Annotated in this window: 25 protein-coding genes; 7 read left to right on the forward strand and 18 right to left on the reverse strand. The window is 68.6% G+C overall.

Annotated features, from left to right (window positions below; translation table 11 throughout):
- Positions 1-11 precede the first annotated feature (11 nt).
- Entirely contained in the window at positions 12-923 is a 912-nt protein-coding gene (locus BZF57_RS10510) for an energy transducer TonB (RefSeq protein ID WP_086737524.1), read from the forward strand.
- Positions 924-931: 8 nt separating this feature from the next.
- Here BZF57_RS10510 and BZF57_RS10515 read toward each other — a convergent pair whose 3' ends face one another.
- The 6 genes from BZF57_RS10515 to BZF57_RS10540 all read right to left on the reverse strand — a co-directional run bounded on the left by BZF57_RS10515 (position 932) and on the right by BZF57_RS10540 (position 8,383).
- Positions 932-2,224, reverse strand: coding sequence for a DUF445 domain-containing protein (locus BZF57_RS10515; protein ID WP_086737526.1), 1,293 nt, complete (start codon positions 2,222-2,224; stop codon positions 932-934).
- Between the two features lie 59 nt (positions 2,225-2,283).
- Entirely contained in the window at positions 2,284-5,817 is a 3,534-nt protein-coding gene (locus tag BZF57_RS10520; protein ID WP_086737528.1) for an efflux RND transporter permease subunit, read from the reverse strand.
- A 78-nt stretch (positions 5,818-5,895) separates the two neighbouring features.
- On the reverse strand, positions 5,896-7,086 hold the full coding sequence (locus tag BZF57_RS10525) for an efflux RND transporter periplasmic adaptor subunit (RefSeq protein ID WP_169712958.1): 1,191 nt from the start codon (positions 7,084-7,086) through the stop codon (positions 5,896-5,898).
- Between the two features lie 180 nt (positions 7,087-7,266).
- Positions 7,267-7,539 carry a GlsB/YeaQ/YmgE family stress response membrane protein gene (locus tag BZF57_RS10530; protein WP_169712959.1) on the reverse strand — a complete coding sequence of 91 codons (273 nt, stop codon included), beginning with the start codon at positions 7,537-7,539 and terminating at the stop codon, positions 7,267-7,269.
- Positions 7,540-7,670: 131 nt separating this feature from the next.
- On the reverse strand, positions 7,671-7,970 hold the full coding sequence (gene sciP, locus BZF57_RS10535; RefSeq protein WP_086737532.1) for a CtrA inhibitor SciP: 300 nt from the start codon (positions 7,968-7,970) through the stop codon (positions 7,671-7,673).
- The gene (locus BZF57_RS10540; RefSeq protein ID WP_086737534.1) at positions 7,967-8,383 is read right to left on the reverse strand and encodes a hypothetical protein; all 417 of its coding nucleotides are present in this window, start codon (positions 8,381-8,383) and stop codon (positions 7,967-7,969) included. The genes sciP and BZF57_RS10540 overlap by 4 nt, the downstream gene beginning before the upstream one ends.
- A 147-nt stretch (positions 8,384-8,530) precedes the next feature.
- Here BZF57_RS10540 and mnmA point away from each other — a divergent pair, with 147 nt between their 5' ends.
- Positions 8,531-9,700: a tRNA 2-thiouridine(34) synthase MnmA gene (gene mnmA / locus BZF57_RS10545; RefSeq protein ID WP_086737536.1), complete on the forward strand. Its 1,170-nt coding sequence runs from the start codon at positions 8,531-8,533 to the stop codon at positions 9,698-9,700.
- 134 nt (positions 9,701-9,834) lie between these two features.
- On the opposite strand, the gene BZF57_RS10550 is transcribed toward mnmA, so the two are convergent.
- The gene (locus BZF57_RS10550; protein ID WP_086737538.1) at positions 9,835-10,188 is read right to left on the reverse strand and encodes a hypothetical protein; all 354 of its coding nucleotides are present in this window, start codon (positions 10,186-10,188) and stop codon (positions 9,835-9,837) included.
- Positions 10,189-10,223: 35 nt separating this feature from the next.
- Between BZF57_RS10550 and BZF57_RS10555 the strand changes: the two genes are divergently transcribed.
- Positions 10,224-11,363: a serine hydrolase domain-containing protein gene (locus BZF57_RS10555; protein WP_086737540.1), complete on the forward strand. Its 1,140-nt coding sequence runs from the start codon at positions 10,224-10,226 to the stop codon at positions 11,361-11,363.
- Here BZF57_RS10555 and BZF57_RS10560 read toward each other — a convergent pair.
- Both BZF57_RS10560 and pdxH read right to left on the reverse strand, forming a co-directional pair.
- Positions 11,348-12,163, reverse strand: coding sequence for a PhzF family phenazine biosynthesis protein (locus BZF57_RS10560; protein ID WP_169712960.1), 816 nt, complete (start codon positions 12,161-12,163; stop codon positions 11,348-11,350). The genes BZF57_RS10555 and BZF57_RS10560 overlap by 16 nt on opposite strands.
- Positions 12,164-12,171: 8 nt before the next feature.
- Positions 12,172-12,828 carry a pyridoxamine 5'-phosphate oxidase gene (pdxH, locus tag BZF57_RS10565; RefSeq protein ID WP_086737543.1) on the reverse strand — a complete coding sequence of 219 codons (657 nt, stop codon included), beginning with the start codon at positions 12,826-12,828 and terminating at the stop codon, positions 12,172-12,174.
- 140 nt (positions 12,829-12,968) lie between these two features.
- Here pdxH and BZF57_RS10570 point away from each other — a divergent pair, with 140 nt between their 5' ends.
- From BZF57_RS10570 to BZF57_RS10585, 4 genes are read left to right on the forward strand one after another with little or no spacing between them, the layout of a single operon-like run.
- On the forward strand, positions 12,969-13,952 hold the full coding sequence (locus BZF57_RS10570; RefSeq protein ID WP_086737545.1) for a DnaJ C-terminal domain-containing protein: 984 nt from the start codon (positions 12,969-12,971) through the stop codon (positions 13,950-13,952).
- Between the two features lie 28 nt (positions 13,953-13,980).
- Positions 13,981-14,889 (forward strand): YihY/virulence factor BrkB family protein, encoded by a 909-nt coding sequence (locus tag BZF57_RS10575; protein WP_086737547.1) that lies wholly within the window; start codon positions 13,981-13,983, stop codon positions 14,887-14,889.
- Positions 14,890-14,895: 6 nt separating this feature from the next.
- Positions 14,896-15,702, forward strand: a complete 807-nt coding sequence (gene fabI / locus BZF57_RS10580; RefSeq protein ID WP_086737549.1) for an enoyl-ACP reductase FabI — start codon at positions 14,896-14,898, stop codon at positions 15,700-15,702.
- Between the two features lie 12 nt (positions 15,703-15,714).
- Positions 15,715-16,728 carry an NAD-dependent epimerase/dehydratase family protein gene (locus BZF57_RS10585; protein WP_086737551.1) on the forward strand — a complete coding sequence of 338 codons (1,014 nt, stop codon included), beginning with the start codon at positions 15,715-15,717 and terminating at the stop codon, positions 16,726-16,728.
- 10 nt (positions 16,729-16,738) lie between these two features.
- Here BZF57_RS10585 and BZF57_RS10590 read toward each other — a convergent pair whose 3' ends face one another.
- The 9 genes from BZF57_RS10590 to BZF57_RS10630 all read right to left on the reverse strand — a co-directional run bounded on the left by BZF57_RS10590 (position 16,739) and on the right by BZF57_RS10630 (position 24,426).
- Positions 16,739-17,305: a hypothetical protein gene (locus tag BZF57_RS10590; RefSeq protein WP_086737553.1), complete on the reverse strand. Its 567-nt coding sequence runs from the start codon at positions 17,303-17,305 to the stop codon at positions 16,739-16,741.
- A 288-nt stretch (positions 17,306-17,593) separates the two neighbouring features.
- Complete coding sequence (locus BZF57_RS10595) at positions 17,594-18,115, reverse strand: demethoxyubiquinone hydroxylase family protein (protein ID WP_086737556.1); 522 nt, start codon at positions 18,113-18,115, stop codon at positions 17,594-17,596.
- A 22-nt stretch (positions 18,116-18,137) separates the two neighbouring features.
- Complete coding sequence (locus BZF57_RS10600; RefSeq protein ID WP_086737558.1) at positions 18,138-18,590, reverse strand: disulfide bond formation protein B; 453 nt, start codon at positions 18,588-18,590, stop codon at positions 18,138-18,140.
- Between the two features lie 9 nt (positions 18,591-18,599).
- Positions 18,600-19,964 carry a S41 family peptidase gene (locus BZF57_RS10605; protein ID WP_086737560.1) on the reverse strand — a complete coding sequence of 455 codons (1,365 nt, stop codon included), beginning with the start codon at positions 19,962-19,964 and terminating at the stop codon, positions 18,600-18,602.
- A gap of 131 nt (positions 19,965-20,095) precedes the next feature.
- Positions 20,096-21,367 (reverse strand): murein hydrolase activator EnvC family protein, encoded by a 1,272-nt coding sequence (locus tag BZF57_RS10610; RefSeq protein WP_240505943.1) that lies wholly within the window; start codon positions 21,365-21,367, stop codon positions 20,096-20,098.
- On the reverse strand, positions 21,339-21,761 hold the full coding sequence (locus BZF57_RS10615) for a 23S rRNA (pseudouridine(1915)-N(3))-methyltransferase RlmH (RefSeq protein WP_086737564.1): 423 nt from the start codon (positions 21,759-21,761) through the stop codon (positions 21,339-21,341). Before BZF57_RS10615 ends, BZF57_RS10610 begins: the two co-directional genes overlap by 29 nt.
- 174 nt (positions 21,762-21,935) lie before the next feature.
- Positions 21,936-22,289, reverse strand: coding sequence for a ribosome silencing factor (gene rsfS / locus BZF57_RS10620; RefSeq protein ID WP_086738036.1), 354 nt, complete (start codon positions 22,287-22,289; stop codon positions 21,936-21,938).
- 174 nt (positions 22,290-22,463) lie between these two features.
- A complete protein-coding gene (locus BZF57_RS10625; RefSeq protein ID WP_086737566.1) occupies positions 22,464-23,129 on the reverse strand; it encodes a nicotinate-nucleotide adenylyltransferase in 666 nt (221 codons plus the stop codon).
- Positions 23,130-23,136: 7 nt separating this feature from the next.
- A complete protein-coding gene (locus tag BZF57_RS10630; protein ID WP_086737568.1) occupies positions 23,137-24,426 on the reverse strand; it encodes a glutamate-5-semialdehyde dehydrogenase in 1,290 nt (429 codons plus the stop codon).
- Positions 24,427-24,662 lie beyond the last annotated feature (236 nt).

The following is a 24,662-nucleotide window of genomic DNA, read 5'->3' on the forward strand; positions in this document are numbered from 1 at the left end:
GAGACCTGCCCATGCCGACAATCCTGCCACGCCCTGCCGCCTGCGCCCATGCCCTCGCGGCTGTCGCGCTGATTGGGGCGGGGCTCCCGCTCCATGCCGAGGAGCAGGCCCCGCCCGAGCCGGTGCGCATCGTTCCGGCCGGGAAGTGGAACATCGACTATGGCGTGTCCGACTGCCTGATGCAGCGCGCCTTCGAGGCCGACGGCAAGCGCTACCTCGTCAGCATCTCGCAGAGCGCGCCGGGGCGGACCTTCGGCCTCAAGCTCGCCGGCCCCGAGATCAGCCGCACCCTGGGCGCGAAGGAGCTGTCGCTGGCGCTTTCGGACAGCGGGCCGGCGGTGGTCGAGGGTTCGGTCATGTCGGCCAAGATGCCCGAGTATGGCGCCGCGCTGATCTTCACCGGAGTATCACTCGAGCCTCGCCCGCCCGCGGACGCGCCGCCGGTGCCGCGCAGCGCCGGGATCGATCCGGCCACCGCCGCCACGGCCAACCGCATCGCGCTCGATCTGGGCAAGGGCAAGCCGGGGATCCGCTTCGAGACCGGCGCGCTCAAATCGGTGTTCGCCGCGCTCAACACCTGCACCGATGATCTGCTGACCCAGTGGGGGCTCGATCCCGCGCAGCACCGCGCCTATGTGGAGCCGGTGTTCCGCAACGCGATGGAACTCGCGATCCATCTGCAGAAGAACTACCCCCGCGATGCGGCGGTGAACCGCGAGAGCGGAGTCTTCAGCTTCCGCCTGATCATCGAGGCCGACGGGACGATCTCGGACTGCCAGATCGAGGCGCTGACCAAGGTCAACGATCTCGATCCGCGCTGCCGCGAGGTGATCCGCATCGCGAAGTTCGATCCGGCGCGCGATGCGGCGGGCCAGCCGATGCGCTCGTTCTATGCCACAACGGTGACCTACACCACGCCCTGAGGCGCGCGCTAGAGCACCGTCGTGATGAAGTGCAGCGTCATGCCCACGAGCCCGCCCACCAGCGTGCCGTTGATGCGGATGAACTGGAGGTCGCGGCCCACCGCACCCTCGACCCGGTCGGTGATGGTGCGCGCGTCCCAGCGCTTGACCGTCTCGGACACCAGCCGGACGATCTGGTCGCCGTAGCGGGTGGCAACGCCCACCATCGTTCGGCGGGCGAAGCGGTTGATCTGGTGCTGCAGGCGCTCGTCCGCCTGAAGCGCCTGGCCGAGTTCGGCGAGCATGTTGCGCATTTCCTCGCCCATCCCGCTCTCGGGATCGCGCGCGCGGCGGATCAGCGACTGGCGGATGCGTTCCCACACCCCCGTCCACCACACCGCGACGGCGGGATTGGCGATCAGGTCGCGCTTCATCTCCTCGACCTTGGCGCGGGTGTCGGGATCGTGCTGCAGGTCCTGCCCGAGCTTGGCCAGCCCCTCCTCGATCTTGCCGCGCAAGGGGTGGTCGGGGTTCACCAGCACCTCGGCGAGCAGCTTGTAGAGCCCGTCGAGCACGCTGGAGGAGATGGTCCTGTCGATCCCCGCCCAGCGCAGCACGCCCGCGACGCGCTGGTGGATGATCTCGCGCAGGGTATCCTCGTTGTCCTCGATGGTGAGGCCCGCCCAGCGCACGAAGCCGTCGATCAGCGGCTGGTGGCGCTTGTCGGCCATCGTGGTCTCGATCATCCGGCCGGCGAGCGGGGCGATGTCGAGCTTGGCGAGCTGGCCGGCAAGGCCGCTGCGCACCTGATTGCCGAGCCGGTCGGGATCGAGGCTTTCGAGCACCTCGGCGAGCATCTCGGCCGCACCCGAGGTGATGCGCGAGCGATCGTCCACGCCTCCGCGCTCCGGAGAGGCGGCGAGAAACTCGCCCGCCGCCTTGGCGATGTTCATCCCCGCCATGCGCCGCGCGACGACCGCGGGGGTGAGGAAGTTCTCGCGCAGGAAGGCCGCCATCGTATCGGCGATGCGGTCCTTGTTCTCGGGGATGATCGCGGTGTGCGGGATCGGCAGGCCGAGGGGGTGGCGGAACAGCGCGGTCACCGCGAACCAGTCGGCAAGGCCGCCCACCATCGCCGCTTCGGCGAAGGCGTGGATGTAGCCCCAGGCGGGATGACCGGTGGTGGCAAGACCGTGGGTGGCGATGAACAGCACCGCCATCGCGGCCAGCATCCCGGTCGCCGTCCAGCGCATCCGCTTGGCACGGTCCACGGTCAGCGGCTGGCCGCCGAAGGTGAGAGGCCTCAGAGAACGCGTCGCCATGTCAGAACCCTAGACCGCTTCCGGCCCGTCCGTCACCCCGTTTCGGGCCGGGCGGACGGTCACTCGGCCGGTTCGTGTCCTGCGGGCGGCAGCTTGGCGAGGCCCGGGAAGGGCAGATCGGGCTCGTTCGCACCGCTGACCGGGCGCTTGTCGTCGCCCGGCTTGTAGGTCAGCAGACGGCTGCGCATCCACGGCCCGACGCGCTTCTCGACCCCGTCGGCGAGGCTGAAGCCCGCCGGCACGATCAGCAGCGTCAGCAGGGTCGAGAGCACCAGCCCGCCCATCACCACGATGCCCATCGGCTGGCGCCACGCCCCGTCGCCCGAAAGCGACAGCGCCACCGGCACCATCCCCGCGCTCATCGCGACGGTGGTCATCACGATCGGCTGCGCGCGCTTGTGGCCCGCATCCATGATCGCATCGAGCTTGCCCACGCCCTTGTTCATCTCCTCGATCGCGAAGTCGATCAGCAGGATCGAGTTCTTCGAGACGATGCCGAGCAGCAGCAGCACGCCGATATAGACCGGCATGGATTGCGGCGCGCCGATCAGCCAGATCAGCAGAATGCCCCCGAGCGGCGCGAGCGCGAGCGAGGTCATGTTGACCAGCGGGCTCATCAAGCGCTTGTAGAGCAGCACCAGCACCGCAAACACCAGCAGCACGCCGGCGATGATCGCGATGATCAGGTTCTGGATCAGTTCGGCCTGCCACTGCTCCTCGCCCACCACGTCGCGGATCACGCCGACGGGGAGGTTCTTGAGCACCGGCAGGGCATCGATCTGCGCCTGCGCCTCGCCCTTGAGCACGCCTGCGGCAAGGTCCGCGCCAACCAGCACGCGGCGGTTCTGGTTGTAGCGCTGGATCGCGGTCGGGCCGGAGCCGAAGGTGATGTCGGCAACCCGGCTCAGGGGAACCGTGCCCCCGCCCGTCAGCTGCACCGGCAGGTTCTCGATGGTGCGGAAATCGGTGCGCGATTCCTGCGACAGGCGCACCACGATCGGGATCTGGCGGTCCGAGAGCGAGAAGCGCGCGGCGTTCTGTTCGATCTCGCCCAGCGTGGCGATGCGGATCGTCTGCGACAGGGCGGCGGTGGTCACGCCCAGTTCGGCGGCGATCTTGCTGCGCGGGGTAATGATGATCTCGGGCCGGTTGAGGTCGGCGCTGATGCGCGGGGCGACGAGGGTCTTGAGGCCCTTCATCTCCTCGACCAGCTCGGCCGCGGTCTTCTCCAGCAGCACCGGATCGCTGCCCGCGAGCATCACGGTCATGTCGCGGCCCGAACCGAAGCCGCCGGACTGCGACTTGAAGCGCACGCGGGCATCGGGGAAGGCGGCAAGCACGGGGGCGAGCTCGCGCTCGAACTCGACCGAGGTGCGCGCGCGGTCATCCTTGAGCTTGACGAAGATCGACGAGGCATCGCCCAGCCGGATGCGTTCGAGCATCCGCTCGACCTCGGGCTCCTGCCGCAGCCGGTCGGCGACGCTGTTCACGACACGCTTGGTGTCCGCCAGCGTGGTGCCGGGAACGAGCTCGATCGCGACTTCGCTGTTCTCGTCGTCGATGGTCGGCTGGAACTGGCCGGGCACCTGCCCGAACAGCACGATCGTGATCAGCAGCGAGAACCAGCCGATCGCGACCATCCACACGCGGTGGTCGTAGAAGCGCGCGGTCATCCAGCGCACCCCGCGGGCAAAGCCGCTGTCGCCCGAGGCAGGTGCCTCGATCGCCTTGAACAGAAGGAAGGCCGACATGAAGGAAGCGATCGAGATGAACAGCACCAGCGCCACTTCGAACACCTTGGCGACGAGCATGTGCAGCGTGGTGTTGCTGTCGGCCGAAACCGCGGTGGCGATGGCCTTGTGCACCTCGAGCCCGAGCAGGCCCTTCCACGCGCCGCCGCTGAAAGCGCCATTGGCGAGCGCGAACATGCTCACCAGCGAGATCGCCAGCAGCAGGATGATGGTCAGCAGCAGGCCGAGCACATAGATCGCGCGGTTGCGCGGGCTGGTGATCCCGGCGCGGCGCGCGGCCATGCGGCCGGTGTCGAGCGTCCAGGCGAGGACGTTCATGTAACGGTCGAGCATCGGGCCGCCGCCGTGCTCGGCATGGCCCTTCGCCTTGAGGAAATAGGCCGCCATCAGCGGCGTGATCATGCGCGCGACGGCGAGCGACATCAGCACCGCGACCACCACGGTAATCCCGAAGTTCTTGAAGAACTGGCCCGCGATGCCCGGCATCAGGCCCACGGGGAGGAACACCGCGACGATGCAGAAGCTGGTCGCCACCACCGGCAGGCCGATCTCGTCCGCGGCGTCGATCGAGGCCTGATAGGCGGTCTTGCCCATGCGCATGTGGCGCACGATGTTCTCGATCTCCACGATCGCATCATCGACCAGCACGCCCGCCACCAGTGCGAGGGCGAGCAGCGAGAGGAAGTTCAGGTTGAACCCGAGCAGGTCCATGAACCAGAAGGTCGGGATCGCCGAGAGCGGGATCGCCACCGCGGAAATCGCGGTCGCGCGCCAGTCGCGCAGGAAGATGAACACCACGACCACCGCGAGCACCGCGCCTTCGACCAGCGCCCACATCGAGGACTTGTACTGGCTGCGGGTGTAGGTGGTGTTGGTGGAGAGCTTGATGAACTTGATGCCGGGGTTCTCGGCCTCGATCTTGTCCATCTCCTCGAGCGCCGCGTCATAGACCGTGAGGTCCGAAGCCCCCCGCGCGCGGCTCATGGCGAAGTTGACGACTTCCTTGCCGCCCACTTCGCTGATCGAGGTGCGCTCGGAATAGCCGTCCTTGACCGTGGCGATGTCGGCCAGGCGCACGGTGCGCCCGCCGCCGAGCTGGATCTGGGTCTGCGAGAGCTGGAAGGCGGTGTCGGAGTTGCCGAGCACGCGCAGCGACTGGCGCGTCCCGCCGATTTCGGCAAGACCGCCCGCGGCGTTGAGGTTGCTCTGGCGCAGGACCGCGTTGATCTGCGAGGCGGTCACCCCGAAGGACTGCATCCGCGCCGGATCGAGGATCACCTCGATCTGCCGGTCGACCCCGCCGAAGCGGCTGACCTCGGCCATGCCGGGCACCTTCAGAAGCCGCTTGGCGACCGTGTCGTCGATGAACCAGCTGAGCTGTTCGACGGTCATGTCGTCGGCCTCGACCGCGACGTAGCCGATCGGCTCGCCCACCACGTTGACCTTGCGCACCTGCGGCTCGAGGATGCCGTCGGGCAGGCTCCCGCGCACGCCGTCGATCGCGGTCTCGACCTCGTTCACCGCCTCGATGATGTTGGTGCCGATCTCGAACTCGACGAAGGTCTGCGAATTGCCCTCGCGCGCGGTCGACTGGAGCGACTCCACTCCGCTGATCGAACGCAGCGCGCTTTCGACGCGCTGGGTGATCTGGTTCTCGATCTCGGTCGGCGAGGCACCGGGCTGGGCGATGTTGACGATCACCGCCGGGAATTCGACATCCGGGTTGTTCGTCACGTCCATGCGCATGAACGAGACGATCCCGGCGACCAGCAGGCCGGTGAAGAACACCAGCGGGATCACCGGGTTGCGGATCGACCAGGCCGAGATGTCGCGAAGTGCCATGATTGTCCTGCCTGTTGTGCGCCGGTCGCGGCGTCTCCCCTGCCAGCTACGCCGCGCGGCGCGGCAGGGATGAACGCCTTACTTCTTCAAGGGTTGCGGGTTGACGGTCTCGCCCGGGTTGAGGAACCCGCCGGCGCGCAGCACCACCTTCTCCGTGCCATTGAGGCCTTCGGTGATGGCGATGCCCTGCTCGGTCACCGCGCCGGTCTTCACCGCGCGGCGGGTGGCTTTCTTGTCCGGGCCCACGACATAGACGAAGCTGCCCTTGGCATCGGCCAGCACCGCGCTTTCGGGGAGCACGGTGGCGCTGAAACTGCCGCTGTTGATCCGCGCCGTGGCAAAGCCGCCGGGACGCAGGCCGGGCGCGAAGCTGAGCGCGATGCGCGCCGTGCCCTGCCGCGTGGTCTGGTCGATCACCGGAGCGATCTGCCACACCTGTCCCTGGAAGCTCTGCTCCGAACCGGTCGGCACGATGGTCGCCACGGTGCCGACCGAAAGCTTGGCGAGCTGTTCTTCCGAAAGCCGCGCCAGCATTTCCATCTCGCCGCCGCTGGCGATGGTGAACAGCGCCGGGCTGCCCGCGCCGACCGTCTGCCCGGGCTCGACCGCGCGGGTCAGCACGTAGCCGGTGGCGGGCGCGATGATGTTGAGCCGCTGGTTGCGCGCGCGCTGTTCGCCGAGCTGCGCCTGCGCCACCTTGACGCGGGCGACGGCGGCGTCGCGGGTCGCGGTCAGGCGGTCGACATCGGCCTTCGACACGAAGCCGCGCGCCACCAGTTGCAGCGCACGGTCGAGGTTCGCCTGGGCGAGGTTGGCATCGGCCTTGGCAACCTGGATCTGCGCGGCCTGCGCCTCGGCCTGCTGGACCTGCACCGAACGGTCGATCACCGCCAGCACCTGACCCTGCTGCACCCAGTCGCCCGCATCCACGGTGACGCGCAGCACCTGCCCGCCTTCACCGACCACGCCGACCGGCATGGGGCGGCGCGCGGCGATCGTGCCGGGGGCCTCGATCACGCCGGAGACCATCGTCTTGCCCGGGGAAACCACGGTGACCGAGGGGGCCTGCGAATTGTCGTCGGTGACCGCGACGGGCTCCTTGCCCGCCAGCGCGAACCACGCGGCGATGGCGAGCAGGATCACGAACAGCCCGCCGCCGCCGATCAGCAGCCAGCGCGGGATCGCCGGCGCGGCCAGCCCGCGGGCGCCGGTCAGTTCGGTGCCGACGCCGTCGGCAGCTTCGGCTCTGATCGTGGTTTCGTAATTCATCGCCATTCCCTCGCACGGACCGGCGGCGCGCAGCGCGCTCGTCGACCCGAGAGTGTATTATTCGTATAAGTCACCAAGTGCAACGCCTGATAGATTGTCGGGCATTTTCCCGCAATCCGTGCATCGACCGGTGACTTCCCGCCTAGACGAAAGGCGGCGAAGGAAATGGCGGGCGGGCCCTCAGCGCACCCGGCCGCGCTGGGCCAGATTGACGATGCCGAGCAGGATCACCGCGCCGAGCAGCCCGCCGAGCAGGCCCGAAAAGTCCGGCGGCCAGGCGCCGATGCTGCCCCCGCCGAACACGAAGGCGAGCAAGCCGTTGCCGATGAACGAGCCGAGGATGCCGACGATGATGTTGGCGATCGTCCCCATCGAGGCGTCGCGCCGCATCATCACGCTCGCGAGCCAGCCGATCGCGCCGCCCATGATGATGAACCAGATGAATCCCAGCATCCCCCGATCACTCCTGCCTTGCGGCACGCCGATGCGGCGCGCCTTCGCCGGCACGGTGGCGCGAATCGGCGACGGCCCGCAACGCCTTGCGGGCGGAGCGGGCCGTCAGCGCGATGAACCGAGCGGAAAGCTCAGTACTTCAGCTGGCGCTCGTAAAGATCGCGGTAGTGCTGGATCTTGGTGACCTGCAGGCCGTGCATCCCCGACCGGTCGACCGCACGCTGCCACGAGGCGAACTCCTCGAGCGTGAGGCCATAGCGGGCCAGCGCCTCGTCGAGCGTCAGCAGACCGCCGTTGACGGCAGCCACGACCTCGGCCTTGCGCCGCACCACCCAGCGCTTCGTGTCGGGAGAAGGCAGGTCGGCAAGGGTCAGCGGCTCGCCGAGCGGGCCGATTACCTGTGCGGGGCGGATGTCCTGGTTCTCAATCATTTCGTGTCTCTCGCAACGCCGCGGGGTGCGTCGGATCGGGTTCCTTGCGCAACGTCAGGGCGGTTTGCATCACTGTTGGCAACCTTGGCACCCTGACCTTTAGATTGCCCTAAAGCATCAGGGTTAATTTCAGGTTCGCCATCATCGAGAAGAGCGAAGTAACTTGCCGCGGCATCGCCGAAGCTCGCCGCGACCGCTTCGATCGGGGCCTGCGATTCGGTGCGCAGCAGCAGCCGGAAATCCCGCGCGGCGTTGAGCCGGGCGGTCAGTTCGCTCCATTCCATCGCCCGCAGCGCCTCACCGGCGCGGCGCGCGGGACGGGGCGCGAATCGCTCCGCGCCGCCATCGGTCGCAAAACCGCGGGAAGAAGCGTCGGAACGCAGGGGGAAAGGCTTCGCTTTCTCGAACATCATTCCCCCTGATACCGGGAGTGCGTCAAAATCCGGTAAAGCCGCAATTTACCCACGCTTAGGAATAGTCCGGTCGTGGCGGGCAAGGCGGGAGGCGCGCGGCCCCCACTGGCGAGGCAGGCAAAGCATCGCTATATGCGCGCACGCTCCATGACCGCCCCCGCTCTCCTCGACACCGGCCTGATGGCCCCGGAAGATGCCGCCGCGCTGTTCGATCTGCCGCGTGCGGCCTCGGCGTGCCGCATCGTCGTGGCCATGAGCGGCGGGGTCGATTCCTCGGTGGTTGCCGCCCTCGCCCATGCCAGTGGGGCCGAGGTGATCGGCATCACGCTCCAGCTTTACGATTACGGCGCGGCGACCGGGCGCAAGGGCGCGTGCTGCGCGGGCGACGACATCCGCGACGCGCGCGCCGTGGCCGACCGGCTGGGCATAGCGCATTATGTCTTCGACCATGAAAGCGCCTTCCGCGAAGAGGTGGTCGAACAGTTCGCCGACGAGTATCTCGCCGGGCGCACCCCCGTCCCCTGCATCCGCTGCAATATGGGGCCCAAGTTCACCGACCTGTTCCGCATGGCGCGCGAGCTGGGTGCGGATTGCCTTGCGACGGGGCATTATGTCCGCCGGGTCATGGGCGAGGCCGGGGTCGAGCTCCACCGCGCCTTCGATGCGGCGCGCGACCAGTCCTACTTCCTTTATGGCACCACCGAGGCGCAGCTCGAATATCTGCGCTTTCCGCTGGGCGGGATGCCCAAGCCGCAGGTGCGCGCCCTCGCCGAGGCGGCGGGCTTGCGGAACGCGGCCAAGCCCGATTCGCAGGACATCTGCTTCGTGCCCGATGGCAATTACGCCAAGATCGTTACCAAGGTGCGGCCCGAGGGCGCGGCGCCGGGCAACATCGTTCACGCCGCGACCGGCGCGGTGCTGGGCGCCCACAAGGGCATCGTCCATTTTACCGTCGGACAGAGGAAGGGCCTCGAAATCGGCGGCCAGCCGGAGCCGCTCTATGTGATAGGCCTCGATGCGCCCTCGAAGGAGGTGCGGGTCGGTCCGAAGCGGATGCTGGCGGTCAGCGCCGCGCGGGTGACCGAGACCAACCGCATCGGCCCGCTGCCGGACGAACCCCTGACCGCGAAGGTCCGGAGCCTGGCGCGGCCCGTGCCGGTGGTGCTGGAAGGCGCTCTGGGCGACGGCGCGGCGGTGACGATCCGCTTCGCCGATCCCGAATTCGGCGTCGCCCCCGGGCAGGCGGCGGTGATCTATGCCGGGGACCGCGTGGTCGGCGGCGGATGGATCGATTCGACCGAGAAGGTCAGCGCCTAGTCCGCGTTGCGGCCACTTCAACGGCGCTCGCAGGCCGTCAGACCCCTGTCAGCGCGGTCCAGACCCCCGTCAGCCCCCCACTCGCCGGCGCTTGCCAGCGCTGTTTCACGTGAAACATCGCCGTCGGGGCGTGGTCACCCCTCCCACGGCTCCAGCACGCAGCCATAGCCCTCGCGGTATGTCGCAGTGGCGCTGGCGACCAGCGGGAAGCGGGCGGTGACGCTCCTGGTCTCGTCATCATCGACCAGCGTCACCAGCTCCATTCCGGCGAGCTTGTCCTTGGCACAATCCTCGAGGCTGCGGCCCGCGACATAGCGGCACGAGCAGCCCACGCGCGCCGAATAGGCCGAGGCGATGCTGCCGTAGCCGTTGATTTCGCTGCGGAAAGCCAGCGCCGTTCCCCCCACCGCCAGCGCGATGATCGCCAGCGCCCACAGCCCCCAGCGCTTGCGCGGTCCGGTGCGTGCAGGTGCGGGTGAATTCGCCATTGCCAAGCCTTCGTGCTTCGGGGAATGAGGGCGCGATGACCCTCGATGCCGCCGTCCTTAACCGCGCGATTTGCCTCGCGCCAGTCCTGCTGCTGCTCGCAAGCTGCGACGGTGCGCCTGTAGGCGATCCCCCGCTGACCGAGGCGGCCAAGGCCGCCGTGACCAACAACGCCGGCGCGCCGAAGGACCAGCTCGCCCGCCAGATCGACGATCTTTTCACCAAGCCCGGCCTCGGCGAAACCCGCGCTGTGGTGGTGATGGCAAACGGCAAGATCGCCGCCGAGCGCTATGGCCCGGGCTACACCAAGGACACCCGCTTCATCAGCTGGTCGATGGCCAAGACCGTGACCGGCGTGCTGATCGGGATGCTGGTCTCGGACGGCCTCCTCGCGCTCGATGCCCCCGCCCCCGTCCCCCAGTGGCAGCGCCCCGGCGACCCGCGCGGCGAGATCACGCTCCGCCACCTGCTCCAGATGCGAAGCGGCCTCAGGCACACCGAGGCGGGCGATCCGCCCTATGAATCGAGCGAAGTCAGGATGTTGTTCCTCGACGGGCGCGACAACATGGCCAAGTGGGCCGAGGAGCAGCCGCTCGAGGCCGAGCCCGGCAAGCTGTGGGAATACTCCTCCAACACCAGCGTCATCCTCGCCGATATCGCCGCCCGCGCTCTGACCACCAGCGACAAGCCCGAGGCGCGGCGCAAGGCGGTGGCGGACTATCTCCACCAGCGCCTGTTCGCCCCGCTCGGCATGACCAGCATGGTGCCCGAATTCGACGCCTCGGGCACGCTCATCGGCGGGAGCCTGATGCATGCCACCGCGCGCGACTGGGCGAAGTTCGGCGAATTCCTGCGCCGCAAGGGTGCGGCTCCCGGGGGCGAGCAGCTCGTGCCCCAGCGCTGGGTCGAGGCGATGGTGACGCCCTCCCCCGTCAGCCCCCAATACGGCTTCCAGATCTGGCTCAACCGCCCGGTAGGCAAGGACGCCGAGAGCCCGCTCTTCCCCGACCGCGCGCCGCATTCGATGTTCAGCCTGATCGGGCACATGGGCCAATATGTGATGGTCTCGCCCAGTCAGCGGGTGACGCTGGTGCGCCTCGGCCACTCCGACGCGCCGGAGCGCAAGGCGATGCTCCAGCAGGCGGCGGATGTGCTGGAGCTTTATCCGGTAAGGTAGAACGTCCCTTCCACCACCGTCACGCAGGGCCCGCCGAGCCATGCGCGGTCTCCCTCGAGCCGCAGCGCCAGATCGCCGCCGCGCTGGCTTGCCTGGTGGGCGCGCAGATTGTTGCGGCCCAGCCGCTCGACCCAGAACGGGGTCAGCAGCGAGTGAGCCGAGCCGGTGACCGAGTCCTCGTCGACCCCGCCGCCCGGCACGAACACCCGGCTGACGCAGTCATAGCCCGAGCCCGGACCGCCCGGGGCGGTGGCGATGAACTGGTCGTTGCCGAGCGCGCCCAGGGCCCGGATCTGCGGATCGAGCGCGCGCACCTCGGCCTCGGTCGCGTAGAGGAAGATATGGTAGCGGATCTCCGCTCCCTGCGGGCGGTAGATCGCGATCGGATTGCCGCCCATCAGCGGCGCGGCGACATCGCTCGATCCGGGCGCGGTCCGCAGTGCAGGGAGGCCAACCTCATAGCCCGCCCCGTCGCGCCGCACCTCGAGAATGCCCGCCTTGCGCGTGCGGAACGTCACCCGCTCGCCCCCGTCGCGCTGGAGCAGAATATGCCCGCTCGCCAGCGTCGCGTGGCCGCACAGCGCGATTTCATAGGTGGGGGTGCACCAGCGCAGCTCCCAATCCGCCTCGCCTGTGGCATCGCGCACCACGAAGGCGGTTTCGGCGAAGTTGTTCTCGCCCCCGATCTTCACCAGCACATCATCGGGGAGCCATTCGTCGAGCACCATCACTGCCGCCTGGTTCCCGCCGAAGGGGCGCGCGGCGAAGGCGTCGACGTGCCAGTAGGGGATCGTCTGCATGATGGGCCTCAGGGATAAAGGAGCGTGTCGGACCACGGGCCATCCGCGCTTTCGCGGAGGAACTCGCGGCGGTCGTGCAGGCGATTGTCGCGGTCGATCCAGAACTCGATCCGGCGCGGCGAGAGCGTGAAGCCGGTCCAGTGCGGCGGCCGCGGCACCTTCCCCTCGGCCTCGTGCGCGGCCCAGATTTCCTGCACGCGGGTCAGGTAGGTCTGCCGCTCGGGCAGGGGGCGCGACTGGTCGCTGGCCGCGCTGCCGACCTGGCTCTTGTAGGGGCGCGAGTGGAAATAGGCGTCGGCGCGCTCGGGGCTGACCTCGGTCAGCGGGCCCTCGATGCGGATCTGGCGGCGCAGGCTCTTCCAGTGGAACAGCAGCGCGGCCTGCATGTTGGCGCGGATCTGCCCGCCTTTCCGGCTCTCGGCATTGGTGAAGAAGGTGAACCCGCCGCCGGCGATCTCCCCTTTGCCGTGGCCCTTCAGCAGCACCATCCGCACCGAGGGCGCGCCCTCCGGCGTCGCGGTGGCGAGCGCCATCGCGTTGGGATCGTTCTGCTCGCCCACCTGCGCGGCGGCGAACCACTCCTCGAACAGCACGAAGGGATCGGCCCCGGCGGGCAGAACGCTGTCGGCCAGCTGGGCATCGTCGAGGGGAACGGGATCGGACATCGGGAGAATCCTTGGATGATCAGGGCTTGGCTCATAGATACGCGCGCCGCGCCGCGAAAGGCGCAAGTGGTTAACTTTGGATATATGGCCCGCAAGGTCGGCGCTTGCGCAAGGCGACTGTCTCACCTAGCTAACTCACCATGCGCGATCTCTACGCCACTCTCGGGATACCCCGCACGGCCTCCGAGGCCGACATCAAGAGCGCCTATCGCAAGCTCGCCAAGGAGCTGCACCCCGATCGCAACAAGGACAAGCCCAACGCCGCGGAGAAATTCTCCGAGGTGACGCGCGCCTATGATCTGCTGTCGGACAAGTCCAAGCGCGCGCAGTATGACCGGGGCGAGATCGACGCGGACGGCAATCCCACCAACCCCTTCGGCGGCATGGGCGGGCGTCCGGGCGGCTTCGGGCGCGGCGGCACCTATGGTGCAGGCCCGGGCGGCGCGCCGGGCGCGGATTTTGGCGGTTTCGGCGCGGACGAGGTCGATCTCGGCGATCTGTTCGAGGGCCTGTTCGGCGGCCGCAAGAACGGCCCGCAGCCCCGCCGCGGCTTCGGTCGCCAGCCCCCGCCGCCCCCGCCCAAGCGCGGCGCGGACATCCAGTACCGGCTCGCGGTCCCCTTCGTCGAGGCCGCCGCGGGGCGCGACCAGCGCATTACCCTGGCTGACGGCAAGGCGATCAACCTCAAGCTCCCCCCGGGGGTCGAGGACGGGACGATGATGCGCCTCAAGGAAAAGGGCCACCCCGGCACCGGCGGCCCGGGCGACGGGATCGTGATGGTCGAAGTCGGCGGCCACCCCTTCTTCCGGCGCGAGGGCGACAATATCCGCATGGACCTGCCGGTCACCCTCGACGAGGCGGTGCGCGGCGCCAAGGTGAAGTGCCCCACGGTCGATGGCGCGGTGATGCTGACCGTGAAGCCCGGCACCTCCGGCGGCACCGTCATGCGGCTTGCCGGCAAGGGCTGGACCAAGAAGAACGGCAAGACGGTGGACGGCAAGGTCGAGCGCGGCGACCAGCTGGTGACGATCGAGATCCAGCTGCCCGCCGACCTCGCCAAGCTTGAAGAGCGGCTCGAAGGCTGGATCGACCCGGCCCGCCCGCGGGAGAAGTTCGGTCTCTGATGCCGGACGCCGGCCGGAGGGCTGACCGATGAATGCCAGCGATCCAGCGATCCCCGCTCCGGCCGAGCCCCAGACCCCCCTTGCCGCCCGCGATGCGCACGCCTGGGCGGTGATCCGCCGCGTCGCGGTGAGCACCTTCAACGACGGCTTCATCCACGCCGGCAACCTCGCCTACCTCGCGATGGTGGCGATCTTCCCCTTCTTCATCCTCGGCGCGGCGCTGTTCGACATCATCGGCGGGCGCGACAATGCGCAGGAGATGATCTTCGCCGTTTCCCGCGCCATGCCGAGTTCGGTCTCCAAGGTGATCGTGCCGGTGGCCGAGACGGTCATCACATCGCGGCAGGGCTGGCTGCTGTGGGCGGGCGGGCTCGTCGCACTGTGGACCGTGTCGAGCCTGATCGAGACGATCCGCGACATCCTGCGCCGCGCCTATGGCACCAAGAGCCAGAGCGCGTTCTGGAAAACCCGGCTGGTCTCGGCGGGGCTGATCCTCGCGGCGGTGGTGACGCTGATGCTGTCGCTGTTCGCGCAGGTGCTGATCGGCGGCGCGCAGGAGGTGATCCTCGCCGCGGTGCCGCAGCTGGGCGAATGGGTCGGCACCCTCAGTCTCTCGCGGATCGTGCCAGGGCTGGGCCTGGCGCTGTCGCTGTGGGTGCTGTTCCTCACCCTCACCCCGGTCAGTTTCCGCGGCAAGCGCTACCCCAAATGGCCCGGCGCGGTGTTCACCGCCGGCTGGTGGCTGGTGGTCTCCGCGGCGCTCCCGGTGGTGCTGCGCAACGCCTTCTCGTATGACGTCACCTATGGCAGCCTTGCGGGAAGCATCGTGACGTTGCTGTTTTTCTGGCTCGTCGGCCTCGGCCTCGTTATTGGCGCGCAACTCAATGCGGCCTTGGCGCTGGAATCGATGCGGCAGGCGGAGCAATCCAAGGAGTAGCCGGTTATGAACGGTTTGATGGCAGGAAAGCGCGGCCTGATCATGGGGCTCGCCAATGACAAGTCGCTCGCCTGGGGCATCGCCAAGAAGCTCGCCGAGCAGGGGGCCGAGCTCGCCTTCTCCTATCAGGGCGAGGCGCTGGCCAAGCGCGTGATCCCGCTCGCCGCCGAACTGGGCAGCGATTTCACCTTCGAATGCGACGTGGCGAAGATGGAATCGCTCGATGCCGCCTTCGCGACCCTCAAGGAGCGCTGGGACAGCCTCGACTTCGTGGTCCACGCGATCGGCTATTCCGACAAGAACGAGCTGCGCGGCCACTATGTCGACACCACGCTCGAGAACTTCCTCAACACCATGAACATCTCGGCCTATTCGCTGGTCGCGATCAGCCAGCGCGCGGCGGCGATGATGCCCGAAAGCGGCGGCGCGATACTGACGCTGAGCTATTACGGCGCCGAGAAGGTCGTGCCGCATTACAACGTCATGGGGGTCGCCAAGGCGGCGCTGGAAACCAGCGTGAAGTATCTCGCCAACGACCTCGGCCCGCGCGGCATCCGCGTCAACGCGATCAGCGCCGGGCCGATCAAGACGCTCGCGGCGAGCGGGATTGGCGACTTCCGCTACATCCTCAAGTGGAACGAATACAACTCGCCCCTGCGCCGCAACGTCACGATCGAGGATGTCGGCGGGGCGGGCCTCTACCTGCTCAGCGACCTGTCCTCGGGCGTCACCGGCGAGACGCACCATGTCGACGCGGGCTATCACGTTGTCGGCATGAAGCAGGAAGACGCGCCCGACATCGCGCTGACCTGACCGCGAGGCCCCATGCGCACCGTTCTCGTCACCGGCACGGCCGGCTTCATCGGTTTCCACCTCTCGCAGCTGTTGCTGGAGGAGGGCTTCCGCGTCGTCGGCTATGACGGGATGACCGATTATTACGACGTGCGCATCAAGCAGCGGCGGCACCAGATGCTGCTCCAGCACCCGCATTTTTCCTGTACCGAGGGTATGCTCGAGGACTTCGAAACTCTTCATGCGCTCGCGCTGGCGGAAAAACCCGATGTGATCGTCCACCTCGCCGCGCAGGCGGGGGTGCGTTACTCGCTGGAGAACCCGCGCGCCTATATCGACGCGAACGTCACCGGCACCTTCAATGTCATGGAATGCGCGCGCGAGCTGGGCGTCCAGCACCTGCTGATGGCATCGACCTCGTCGGTCTACGGGGCCGAGACCGCGATGCCGTTCCACGAAGGGATGAAGGTCGACACGCCGCTCACCCTCTACGCCGCCACAAAGAAGGCGAACGAGGCGATGGCGCATTCCTACGCCCACCTCTGGAACCTGCCGGTGACGATGTTCCGCTTCTTCACGGTCTACGGGCCGTGGGGCCGGCCGGACATGGCGCTGTTCAAGTTCACCCGCGGGATCCTCGAAGGCACTCCGATCGACATCTACAACGATGGCGAGATGTACCGCGATTTCACTTACGTCACCGATCTGGTGCGCGGCATCCGCCTGCTGATCGATGCCGTGCCGGTGCGGCCCGAGGCGCCCGAGGACATTCCCGCAGGCGACAGCCTCTCGCCCGCCGCGCCGTTCCGGGTGGTCAATATCGGCAATGGCGACAAGGTGCGGCTGATGGATTTCATCACCGCGATCGAGGAGGAATGCGGGCGCGCGGCGGTGAAGAACTTCATGCCGATGCAGATGGGCGACGTGCCAGCGACCTGGGCCGATGCCTCACTGCTCAAGACGCTGACCGGCTACGCCCCGCAAACCCCCTTCCGCGAGGGCGTCGCGCGCTTCGTCGCGTGGTATCGGGACTACTACCGGGTGTAAGGAGTGGGCCTCAGCCCGGCTGCTTGTCGCTCGGCGGCGGAGGCGGCGGGGTTTCGCCCGGAACATCGCCATCGCGTTCGCGCTCGAGCCGCTGCATGTATTCGCGCTCGATCATCTCGACGCGCTCCTGCTCGGCGGCGGCTTCGGCGTCGATGGTGGAGAGGCGCTCCTGACGCGCCTTCTCGATCAGCTGGCCGAAGCGCACGGCATCGGCTTCCGACTTGTCCTTGTAGGCCGCCTCGATGAACTTCTGGTTGCAGCCGGTGAACCCGCCCGCGCCCGCCGGCGAGCAGCTCATCGCGCCAAAATCACCGACATACTTGATCTCGTCGACCTGCAACGCGCGCGACTTGTTGGCGGGGTTGTCGCTGTAACGCAGGTTGGTGGGAATGCGGTAGCGATCGGCCTCGACCAGAATTTCGCACACCACCAGCTCGCCCGGCTTGGCGACGGGGCATTCGGAGGCGTCGTAGGCGATGACCATGTTGATCTTCTCGCTGGCGCTCTGCGCGGCGGCGGGGCTCGCGGCGGCCATGACGGCGGCGAGAGTGGCGGCGGGAGCGAGCAAGAGCTTCATGGCGCGGGTGATCCTCTGTCGGTGCGCTTGTGGCGTCCCGACAGCAATGCCCCCGAGCCGCCCCGCTTGTCTAGTGGCGGAGGGCTGAACCGTGGGTGAAGGCGGGGCAAGCGGCCACGGCGCGGTGATTTCGGGAAAGCGCGGGTTTCGGGCGGCGGGGCCCACAGACCCGGGAAGCGCTGGTTCGGACGCGGAGCGTCCGCGAGCGCACGGCGCGAGCCGCAGGTGCTCGATCCCGCAGGGATCGAAACAGCACCGAGGACGACCCCGCGGAGGCGGGGTCGCCAATCAAAGGCGCTCGCTCACCTTGATCGCGATCTTGCACCCCAGCCGGATCGCACCCGCCAGCAGCGGATAGGCAGGTGCGCGTTCGGCGCCGTTGGCGAAGGCGGCGTCGCGGTGTTCGCGCTCTTCCTCGCGGAATTCCTCGATCATCGCGGCGAGTTCGGGGTCGGCGCCGGTTTCGAGCAGCTTGTCGAGCTGTTCGCTGTAATGCTTGTCGATCTCGGTCTCGACCGCGGCGGTGCAGGCCATCGCCGCTTCCGGCCCGAGCAGCGCGGTGCCTGCACCGAGCGCATAGCCCGCCGCCGACCAGAACGGATGGAGCGCGGTCGGCCGCACCCCGCGCTTCGCCAGCAGGGCATCGAACTTCTTGCGATGCTCGGCCTCCTGCGCGGCCATGTGGCGGATCTCGGCCGAATGCGGCCCGCGGTCACCCATCACGGCGAGCTGGCCTTCATAGATGCGGGTCGCGCCGAATTCCCCGGCCTGGTCGACGCGGATCATGCGGTGGAGGTCTTTGCGGTCCATCATCGGCTCCTTTGCGTATCCCCTACTTCCGATACGCGGCGAGCGCCACAATGGCCGCACCCGAGACGGTCGAAATCAGGAAATTGAAGCCCGCGAGGCTGATGCCCCACAGCGTCCACGGCGCGACATCGCAGCGGATCAGCGGCGCGGCGTTGAAATCGAGGATATCGACCCCCGCGCCCGGCTTGGAACAGGCGGTGATCCCCTCCCACCAGCCGTATTCGACGCCCGCGTGGAAGCCCCCGATCAGCCCCGAAGTGAGCACTGCAAGGCCCGCCAGCGCCACCCAGACCCGTGCGGGCTTGGCGACGAAGGACACCAGCGCCAGCGCCAACGCGGCGAAGTGGGGGTAGCGCTGCCACCAGCACATCTCGCAGGGGAACAGGCCGTACACATATTGCGACACATAGGCCCCGCCCAGCAGCGCGGCCGGCACCAGCACGGCGAGCGCGCGGGCCTTAACCGGATTGTCCATCGTGGCCCCTTACGGCTTGGCGGTGCGCTGCGTTCCGGGGCGGAGCGCCACGGTGCTCTTGGTGGTGCGGCGCAGGGTTTCCATCGCGTAGTTCAGCTGGAAGTCCTTGATGCCGGCCTTCTCGAGCTGCGCCGAGGTCAGCTGGAAGCGCGGATCGGCGACCTTGTCGGTCTCCATCTCCTCGTCCTTGATGCCGAGCTCGTTGATGAGATGGCCGCGCAGGTCGCTCTCGCGGGTCTGGTACTTCTGGCGCAGCAGGAAGTCCGGATCGGAGATCTGCGGCACGGCGATGTCGGGCTTGATCCCGCCCTCCTGCACCGAGCGGCCCGAGGGGGTGTAGTAGCGCGCGGTGGTGAGCTTGAGCGCCGCATCCTTGCCGAGCGGCAGCAGCGACTGGACCGAGCCCTTGCCGAAGCTCCTCTCGCCCATGATCAGCGCGCGGCGGTGATCCTGAAGCGCGCCCGCGACGATTTCCGAGGCCGAGGCCGAGCCCGCATTGATCAGCACGATCATCGGCACGCCTTCGGCCATGTCGCCGCGATAGACGGTCTCGGCGTCGTAGAGCATCGTCTCGCCCCGCGCGCGGCCGCGCTGGCTGACGATGCGGCCATCGGTGAGGAACAGGTCGGACAGCGCGACCGATTCGTCGAGGCTGCCGCCCGGGTTGTTGCGCAGGTCGAGCACCAGACCGGCGATCTTGCCGCCCGGGGCCTTCTTCTTCATCTCCTGCCATTCGGCGAAGACATCCGCGCCGACATTGGCGCTGAATTCGTTGACCGTGATGACCGCGATATTACCCGAAGCGAGTTCGGAGGTGACCGGCTCGAGTTCGATCACCCCGCGGGTGACATCGACTTCGAGCGGCTCGTCACGGCCCTGGCGGTAAATCGTCAGCCGGATCGAGGTGCCCTTGGGCCCGCGCATCTGCGCCACGGCGTCATCGAGCTTGGTGTCGACGATCAGCTTGCCGTTGAGGTGCGTGATGAAATCGCCCGCCTTGATCCCCGCCTGCTCGGCCGGGCTGCCGCGGAACGGGGAGACGACCTTGATCGCGCCGTCCTCCATCACCACCGACAGGCCGAGGCCCGAATACTGCCCGTCGATCATCGTCTCCAGCCGCTGGAGATCGCCCCCGTCGAGATAGGCGGAGTGGGGATCGAGGCTCGCGAGCATCCCGTCGATCGCGCCGCGGATCAGCTTGTCGTCATCGACCGGCTCGACATAGCTCGCCTTGACCCGCTGGAAGACCGCGAAGAGCTTGGCGAACTCGGGGGCCGCGCGGCCATCGACCTGCGCCATGGTGGCGGTGGTGGCGGGGATCAGCGCGACGGTGGTGACGAGGGCTGCGCTGCGCAGGAGAGCGGCGATTTTCATACGGGGGCAAGGCTCCTTCTCGCGCGAATGTATAGGCTTGCCGAGCTTAACGCCAGATAGACACGCGCACGGGGGCAAGGTTGCACCAGCGGGGGACAGGCGGGGACGCGATTCTGACCGATGCGCCGCGATTATCGTAGATATTGCAAGAGGTTGACCGGCTGGCCATCGCGCCGCAGTTCGATCGTCACCGGGGTCGCCCCGCCGCTGGCGCGGCCCACGGGGGAGCCGCCGATGACATTGTCGCCCACCGCGACATCGACCCGTTCGAGCCCGGTGACGAGGCTCGTCCATCCGCCCGGATGCTCGATGATGACGATTCGCCCGAAGCCGCGATAGGCCCCGGCAAAGGCCACCCGCCCGCGTCCTGGGGCGACGACCTGCGCCTGCTTGGCGGGCGCGAGGGTGAGGCCGGTCGAGGCGAGGCCACTCTCCCGCTTCGCCCCGAAGCCCAGCAGGGTGCGGCCCTGCACGGGGAGCTGGAGATCGGACGGCGGCGGCGCGCTCGGCGGGGCGGTTGGGGCAGCATCGGGCACGGCGGGGAGGATGACGCCGAGATCGTCGGGGCGCAGCACCGGGCCGGGGAGCGCAGCCAGTTCGCGCCGCAGCGCCGCGACCTCGCCCAGTTTGTCGACCAGCCCGTCCAGATCGCGCGCCTCCTCGGCCAGCGCCAGCGCCCGCTCGGCCTCGCGCAGCGCAGCGCCCTTGGCATTGCGCGAGGCGATGCGCTGCTGCTGTTCGAGCGCGGCGAGCTGCGCGCGGCGCTGGCGCAGATCGGCCTCGCCCCCGCGCAGCTGCTCGACCGCGCGCGCCGCCTGCGCCTCGAGCGCACGGCCGCGGTCGAGATCGGCGCGCAGGGCGGCGGTGCGCTGGCGGATCTGCGGCACGGCGCTCGCCATGACGGCGCGGACGTGGACGACATCCTCGAGCGAGCCGGGTTGCAATGCCGACAGCGCCAGCGGGCGGCGCGCGGCGGTCTGGAGCGCGGCGGCGAGGCGCGCGGTCGGCTCCTGCTTGGCGGCAAGGCGGGCAGTGAGTTTGGCGCGCTGGTCGCGGGCGATGGTGAGGCGGGCGCGGGCGGCCTCGATCTCGGCCTCGGCCTGCTGGATGCGCGCGGCGAGCGCGGCGGCCTCGCTCGCGGTCTTCTGCGCGGCTTCGGTCGCGGCCTCGGCTTCGGCGGTGAGGCGCGCGGCGCGGCCCTCGGCAAGCTTGCTCTCGCGGGTGGCGCGGGCGAGCGCGGCCTGCGCCTCGTCGGCCTCGACCAGCGGGGTGACCTGCGCCGCCTCGGGCGCGCGCGGCAGGGCCAGCGCCAGCGCTGCCGCGACGCCGCACACGGCGGTGATGGTCAGGATCGAACGCCCCTGCATGGTGACGTCATGCCCGATGATAGGGATGGCCTGCAAGGATCGTGGTGGCGCGGTAGAGCTGCTCCATCAGCATGGCGCGGGCCATCATGTGCGGCCAGGTGGCGGGCCCGAAGGCGAGCAACAGGTCGGCCGAGGCGCGCTCGGCATCCGAATGGCCATCCGCCGCGCCGAGCATGAAGCGCGTCTCGCGCACGCCATCATCGCGCCACTTGCCGAGCAGGGCGGCGAAGGCTTCCGACGTCATGGCCTTCCCGCGTTCGTCGAGCAGCACAGTGCGGCAGGGGGTGAGCGGATCGGCGGCTTTCCCTGCGCCGGTATCGGGCCATTCGGTGAGCTTCACCGGCCAGGTCAGGCGCCTGGCATAGCGCTCCACCAGCTCGCCCTCAGGCGACCGGCCGATTTTCCCGCGCGCGATGATGTGGAGGAGGATGGCTCAGACCCCGATGAAACGGACTGGAAACGGGCCGCAGGCCCGCAAGGCCGACCGGCCGCCCGCAGCGACGCGCCCGGAGGGCGTGTGAGCGAGGATTTCGCAGCCCGGATGGGCTGCGGAACACAAAGACTCACCGAGGACGGGGGCGCGGAGGCGCCCCCGCAACAAATACTAATTCCTACCCAGCATCGAGGTTTCGCTGCCTTCGAAGCTCCACATCCGCTCGAGGTTGTAGAAGCTGCGCACTTCGGGGCGGAACAGGTGGACCACCACGTCGCCCGCGTCGATCAGCACCCAGTCGGCGGCCGGCAGGCCTTCGACCCGCGCGTGGCCGAAGCCCGCGTGCTTGATCTTCTCGGCGAGCTTCTGCGCCATCGAGGCCACCTGACGGGTCGAACGCCCGCTCGCGATCACCATGTGATCGGCGATCGAGCTCTTCCCCTCGAGCGGGATCGAGACGACTTCCTGCGCCTGGTCATCGTCAAGCTGCGACAGCACCAGCTGGTGCAGGGCATCGGCGCCCATGTCAGCGCGCACCAGCGAGGGCGCGGCAGTGGCGGCGGCTTGCACCGCGCCAAGCGGCAGGGAAGCGGCGAGGGCTTCGGTCATCGGCAATCACGTATCTCCAGAGTTCGGGGCGATGAAGGCAGGCATCACGCGCAGGGCCAGCCGGGGCAGCCGAAACGCAGGATCTGCGCTTCATGCGTCCTCCTCTGGGCGGACTGTGCGGAATGTCAGCCGATCGCGCAGCGGCACATCACGATCCGGCCCGAGCAAAGCCTCGGCCCACCCGGCATGGGCACGGCGAATGGCCGTGGCCGAGCGGTAGTCCGGATCGAAACGCAGTAACACCAGTGCCGGTGCGCTCCATTGCCCCCGTTTCCGAATGCTGGCGGCGGGCACGATATAGCGCCGGAGCCAGGCCATGGCGGGGCTCGCCATAGCCTCTCCATCATAGCCGGGGCGGGCGATCACCGCAATCGGCATTGTCCGCGCGATCCGCCGCCAGTCCTTCCAGCGGTGCAACTGGGCGAGATTGTCGCTCCCCATCAGCCAGACGAATCGCCGCTTGGGATAGCGCCGGACGAGCTTTTCGAGGGTATCGACTGTGTAGCGGGTGCCGAGACGCTGCTCGATCGCGGTGGGCACGATCCGCGCGCGGCGGGCCTGCTTGCGGGCCGACAGGAGCCGCGCCTTGAGCGGTGCCATTCCCGCCTTGGCTTTAAGCGGATTGCCGGGGGAGACCAGCCACCAGGTCTCGTCGAGGCCCAGCGCCCCGGCGGCGAAGAGCGTGATGCGCCGGTGCCCGCCATGCGCGGGGTTGAAGCTGCCGCCGAGGAGGCCGGTGAGGACGGGATTGCTCAAGCCGGCGTCAGGGGCGGGTCTGCCCCTGCCCTCGCACCTGCCACTTGTAGGTCGTCAGCCCCTCGAGCGCGACGGGCCCGCGCGCGTGGAGCCGCCCGGTGGCGATCCCGATCTCCGCGCCGAGACCGAACTCGCCCCCGTCGGCAAATTGCGAGGAGGCGTTGTGCATCACGATGGCGCTGTCGACTTCATTGAGGAAGCGTTCGGCAGCGGCCTCGTCAGCAGTGACGATCGCGTCGGTATGGGCGGAGGAATGGCGCGCGATATGCGCCATCGCCGCATCGAGCCCGTCCACCACCGCGACCGAGAGGATCGCGTCGAGATATTCGGTGTCCCAGTCGTTGGCGCTCGCCGGGATCACCCGCGGGTCGAAGGCCTGCGCGCGCGCATCGCCGCGCACCTCGCACCCGGCATCGATCAGCGCCGCGACCAGCGGCGCGGGCTCGGGATAGGCCGAATCGATCAGCAGCGTCTCCATCGACCCGCAGATGCCCGTCCGGCGCAGCTTGGCATTCAATGCGATGGCCTGCGCCATCGCCGGATCGGCAGCGGCGTGGATGTAGGTGTGGTTGATCCCGTCAAGATGGGCGAGCACCGGCACCCGCGCATCGTTCTGCACCCGCTCGACCAGGCTCTTGCCCCCGCGCGGCACGATCATGTCGATCAGCCCGCTCGCGGTCAGCATCGCGCCGACGCAAGCGCGGTCCTGCGAGGGGATGAGCGTCACGGCTTCGGCCGGAACCCCGCCCGCCACCAGCCCCTCGACGAGGGCAGCGTGGATCGCGCGATTGGAATGCACCGCCTCGCTCCCCCCGCGCAGCAGCGCCGCATTGCCCGCCCGCACGCACAGCGCGGCGGCATCTGCGGTCACGTTGGGGCGACTTTCGTAGATGATCCCGATGGTGCCGATGGGCACGCGAATGCGGCTCAGTTTCAAGCCGTTGGGCCGCTCGGACGCGTCGATCACCTGCCCCACCGGATCGGGCAGAGCGGCGACGGCCGCGACCGCATCGGCGATCCCGGCGAGGCGCGCTTCATCGAGCGCCAGCCGGTCGAGCATCGCGCCCGAAAGCCCGCGCGCCCGGCCCGCCGCAAGGTCTTCGGCATTCGCCGCGAGCACCGCCGGGGTCGCCGCCCGCAGCGCATCGGCCGCAAGGCGCAGCGCGGCGGCGCGGGCCTCGCTCGGCATCGCGGCAAGCTGGCGCTGGGCCAGCCGCGCGGCCTTGGCGAGCGCGGTCACCAGCGCTTTCGCGTCGGCGGCGGCGGTATCGGAAGCGGGGGCAGTCATGTGATTCATCGCCGGCCTTCTAGCACCCCGGGCAGGGCCTGTCAGGCCATGCGAATCGGTGTGCCAAGGGGCGATTCGCGATATCCCTAACGAAGGTTAACCTTTTCCCGTGCAATCGAGGATCAACTCGCCGCGAATCCCCGTCGATTCACCTGTGAGCGCGACTTAGGATTCGACCATAGGTAAGCGCGCTGATAGCGGCCCGTCGGGGCTTAATAAAACAATCTTCGGGGCCGCAATTTTGT

This window comes from Erythrobacter colymbi, from assembly GCF_002155685.1.
In the GTDB taxonomy this organism is placed as follows: Bacteria; Pseudomonadota; Alphaproteobacteria; order Sphingomonadales; family Sphingomonadaceae; genus Erythrobacter; species Erythrobacter colymbi.

What these genes read in the sequence shown, in the direction of transcription:
- BZF57_RS10510 (WP_086737524.1), top strand. Translation starts at nt 12, where the DNA reads ATGCCGACAATCCTGCCACGCCCTGCCGCCTGCGCCCATGCCCTCGCG.
- BZF57_RS10515 (WP_086737526.1), bottom strand. Translation starts at nt 2,224, where the DNA reads ATGGCGACGCGTTCTCTGAGGCCTCTCACCTTCGGCGGCCAGCCGCTG.
- BZF57_RS10520 (WP_086737528.1), bottom strand. Translation starts at nt 5,817, where the DNA reads ATGGCACTTCGCGACATCTCGGCCTGGTCGATCCGCAACCCGGTGATC.
- BZF57_RS10525 (WP_169712958.1), bottom strand. Translation starts at nt 7,086, where the DNA reads ATGAATTACGAAACCACGATCAGAGCCGAAGCTGCCGACGGCGTCGGC.
- BZF57_RS10530 (WP_169712959.1), bottom strand. Translation starts at nt 7,539, where the DNA reads ATGCTGGGATTCATCTGGTTCATCATCATGGGCGGCGCGATCGGCTGG.
- sciP (WP_086737532.1), bottom strand. Translation starts at nt 7,970, where the DNA reads ATGATTGAGAACCAGGACATCCGCCCCGCACAGGTAATCGGCCCGCTC.
- BZF57_RS10540 (WP_086737534.1), bottom strand. Translation starts at nt 8,383, where the DNA reads ATGATGTTCGAGAAAGCGAAGCCTTTCCCCCTGCGTTCCGACGCTTCT.
- mnmA (WP_086737536.1), top strand. Translation starts at nt 8,531, where the DNA reads ATGACCGCCCCCGCTCTCCTCGACACCGGCCTGATGGCCCCGGAAGAT.
- BZF57_RS10550 (WP_086737538.1), bottom strand. Translation starts at nt 10,188, where the DNA reads ATGGCGAATTCACCCGCACCTGCACGCACCGGACCGCGCAAGCGCTGG.
- BZF57_RS10555 (WP_086737540.1), top strand. Translation starts at nt 10,224, where the DNA reads ATGACCCTCGATGCCGCCGTCCTTAACCGCGCGATTTGCCTCGCGCCA.
- BZF57_RS10560 (WP_169712960.1), bottom strand. Translation starts at nt 12,163, where the DNA reads ATGCAGACGATCCCCTACTGGCACGTCGACGCCTTCGCCGCGCGCCCC.
- pdxH (WP_086737543.1), bottom strand. Translation starts at nt 12,828, where the DNA reads ATGTCCGATCCCGTTCCCCTCGACGATGCCCAGCTGGCCGACAGCGTT.
- BZF57_RS10570 (WP_086737545.1), top strand. Translation starts at nt 12,969, where the DNA reads ATGCGCGATCTCTACGCCACTCTCGGGATACCCCGCACGGCCTCCGAG.
- BZF57_RS10575 (WP_086737547.1), top strand. Translation starts at nt 13,981, where the DNA reads ATGAATGCCAGCGATCCAGCGATCCCCGCTCCGGCCGAGCCCCAGACC.
- fabI (WP_086737549.1), top strand. Translation starts at nt 14,896, where the DNA reads ATGAACGGTTTGATGGCAGGAAAGCGCGGCCTGATCATGGGGCTCGCC.
- BZF57_RS10585 (WP_086737551.1), top strand. Translation starts at nt 15,715, where the DNA reads ATGCGCACCGTTCTCGTCACCGGCACGGCCGGCTTCATCGGTTTCCAC.
- BZF57_RS10590 (WP_086737553.1), bottom strand. Translation starts at nt 17,305, where the DNA reads ATGAAGCTCTTGCTCGCTCCCGCCGCCACTCTCGCCGCCGTCATGGCC.
- BZF57_RS10595 (WP_086737556.1), bottom strand. Translation starts at nt 18,115, where the DNA reads ATGGACCGCAAAGACCTCCACCGCATGATCCGCGTCGACCAGGCCGGG.
- BZF57_RS10600 (WP_086737558.1), bottom strand. Translation starts at nt 18,590, where the DNA reads ATGGACAATCCGGTTAAGGCCCGCGCGCTCGCCGTGCTGGTGCCGGCC.
- BZF57_RS10605 (WP_086737560.1), bottom strand. Translation starts at nt 19,964, where the DNA reads ATGAAAATCGCCGCTCTCCTGCGCAGCGCAGCCCTCGTCACCACCGTC.
- rsfS (WP_086738036.1), bottom strand. Translation starts at nt 22,289, where the DNA reads ATGGGCGCCGATGCCCTGCACCAGCTGGTGCTGTCGCAGCTTGACGAT.
- BZF57_RS10630 (WP_086737568.1), bottom strand. Translation starts at nt 24,426, where the DNA reads ATGAATCACATGACTGCCCCCGCTTCCGATACCGCCGCCGCCGACGCG.